Source organism: Streptomyces calidiresistens (genome assembly GCF_014141525.1).
Classification (GTDB): Bacteria; Actinomycetota; Actinomycetes; order Streptomycetales; family Streptomycetaceae; genus Streptomyces; species Streptomyces calidiresistens.
On the sequence record NZ_VKHS01000897.1, the window covers coordinates 1 to 2,051 of the forward strand.

Genomic DNA, 2,051 nt, shown 5'->3' on the forward strand with positions numbered 1-2,051 from the left:
ATTCGTCACCGCCGTTGCGGCGCCACTCGGCGACCGCGTTCTGCATGTCGCTGATGGAGGCGCGACCGCGCGTCACGCCGTCCACATCCCCGACGGCGGGGTGAGGTGGCGCGACCGCTTCCGCCGCGACCGCACGCTGATCCTCATGACGATGCCGGCGGTCCTGCTGCTGTTCGTCTTCGCCTACATCCCCATCGCCGGCAACGTCATCGCCTTCCAGTTCTTCAGCCCCTACGCCGGCGACGGATTCTTCGACAGCCTCGCCAACAGCACATGGGTGGGGCTGGAACAGTTCGAGCGGATGATCAACGACCGCTACTTCTGGAACGCGCTGGAGAACACCCTGGTGTTCTCCTTCCTCCAGCTGACGCTGTTCTTCCCCATCCCCATCGCCCTGGCGATCCTCATCAACAGCTTCCTGCACAGCAAGGTGCGGGCGTGGGCCCAGGCGGTCCTCTACCTGCCCCACTTCTTCTCCTGGGTGCTGGTCATCACCGTCTTCCAGCAGATCTTCGGCGGGGCCGGCCTGATCGCCCAGACGGCCCGCAACCACGGCTTCGCCGACGGCTTCGACCTGATGACCGATCCGGGCTTCTTCAAGTTCCTGATCACCGCCCAGCTCATCTGGAAGGACGCCGGGTGGGGCATCATCGTCTTCCTCGCCGCCCTGGCCGCCGTCAACCACGAGCTGTACGAGTCGGCGGCCGTGGACGGGGCCGGCCGGTGGCGGCGCATGTGGCACGTCACGCTGCCCGCGCTGCGCCCGGTCATCGCCCTGCTGCTGGTCCTGCAGATCGGCGGCATGCTGACCGTCGGCCTGGAGCAGTTCATCATCCAGCGCACGGCGGTGGGCCCCGGCGCGTCGGAGGTGCTCGACACCTACGTCTGGTTCGCCGGCATCAAGAACGGCCAGTTCAGCTACGCGGCGGCGGTCGGCATCGTCAAGGGGATCTTCAGCCTGCTGCTGATCCTGGCCGCGAACAAGGTCGCCCACGCCATGGGCGAGGCGGGGGTGTACAAGAAGTCATGAGCGTCCTCACCGACGACGTCACCGAGACCAACCGCAGGCGGCCCTCCTGGGAGGAACCCCCGCATCCGGTCGGTCTGGCGGCCAAGGGCGTCATCCTGACCGTGGCCGTGCTGGCCATCCTCTTCCCGCTGTGGATCGTGGTCATGACCTCGGTCTCCGACGTCGCCACGATCAACAAGACCGGCGGCCTGGTGGTCTGGCCCGAGGGCTTCAGCCTGGCCGCCTACCGCGAACTGCTCAGCGGGGGGCAGGTGGCCCGCGCCACCTTCATCTCCGTGTGCATCACCCTCATCGGCACCGTCTTCTCGATGCTGGTGTCGGTGCTGGCGGCCTACGGACTGAGCCGGATGGGCTCCCTCGGCCACCGCTCCATCCTGATGACCCTGCTGGTCACGATGTTCTTCGGCGGCGCGGGCCTGATCCCCAGCTACCTGCTGATCCAGACCCTGGGGTTGATGGACACCTACGCGGCGCTGATCCTGCCGATGGCGGTCAACGTCTTCAACATCCTGGTGCTGCGGGCGTTCTTCATGAACATCGGCCAGGAGTTGATGGACAGCGCCCGGATCGACGGTGCCGGGGAGTTCCGCATCCTGTGGCAGATCGTGCTGCCGCTCTCCCGGGCCGTCCTGGCGGTCATCTCGCTCTTCTACGCGGTCGCCTACTGGGGCAACTACTTCTCGGCCTTCATCTACATCCAGAGCCAGGAGCGGCTGCCGCTGCAGAACGTCATGGAACAGATCGTCGTCGCGGGCAACCGCCCGCAGGGCATGGGCCAGGCGATCGGCACCGGTCAGATCCCGTCCATCTCGGTGCAGACCGCGGTCATGGTCCTGGCCCTGCTGCCGGTGGCGATCCTCTCGCCGTTCGTGCAGAAGCACTTCAAGAAGGGCATGCTCATCGGCGCCATCAAGGGCTGACGCCCACCGGGGCCCCGGCGCGGCACGTCCGCCCGGGGCCCCGGCACGTCCCCGCCGCGCCCCGTCCGCGGGGCGACCGCACCATCCCGCACCCCCGCACC

The 2,051-nt window shown here is 67.5% G+C and carries 2 protein-coding genes; both read left to right on the forward strand.

The features are described from left to right. The first annotated feature begins 40 nt into the window (after positions 1-40). Complete coding sequence (locus FOE67_RS23890) at positions 41-1,030, forward strand: ABC transporter permease (RefSeq protein ID WP_228474222.1); 990 nt, start codon at positions 41-43, stop codon at positions 1,028-1,030. Then, the gene (locus FOE67_RS23895; protein WP_182666910.1) at positions 1,027-1,950 is read left to right on the forward strand and encodes a carbohydrate ABC transporter permease; all 924 of its coding nucleotides are present in this window, start codon (positions 1,027-1,029) and stop codon (positions 1,948-1,950) included. The genes FOE67_RS23890 and FOE67_RS23895 overlap by 4 nt, the downstream gene beginning before the upstream one ends. The last annotated feature ends 101 nt before the right edge of the window (positions 1,951-2,051 follow it).

Coding starts and splice junctions, on each gene's coding strand:
- FOE67_RS23895 (WP_182666910.1), top strand. CDS start 1,027: ATGAGCGTCCTCACCGACGACGTCACCGAGACCAACCGCAGGCGGCCC.